At 60.2% G+C, this 289-nt stretch carries 1 pseudogene; it reads right to left on the bottom strand.

Annotated features, from left to right (window positions below):
• Nucleotides 1–289, bottom strand: a pseudogene (locus P0G09_RS20355) (serine protease HtrA); the annotation flags it as partial.

The following is a 289-nucleotide window of genomic DNA, read 5'->3' as shown; positions in this document are numbered from 1 at the left end:
AGCGGTCACCGGTCTTCAGACCGGCCTTGTCGGCGGGGCCGCCCTGCACAACATCCACAACGTAAACGCCGTAGGCAGTGACGTTGAGCTGAGCGGCGGTCTGGGCATCGGTCACAGCCAGATAGGTGATGCCCATGTAGGGGCGGCCGGAGACATAGCCGTTCTCCAGCAGATCCTGTGCTACTATGATGGCATCGTTGATGGGGATGGCGAAGCCCAGACCCTCCGCATCGCTGGAGGAGGACTTTGCTTTGACCAGACCGATGAGCTCACCGTTCATGTTGAACAG

This window comes from Faecalibacterium sp. DFI.5.82 (genome assembly GCF_029076575.1).
GTDB lineage: Bacteria > Bacillota > Clostridia > Oscillospirales > Ruminococcaceae > Faecalibacterium > Faecalibacterium duncaniae.
This window is presented reverse-complemented; position numbering and strand designations above follow the sequence as displayed.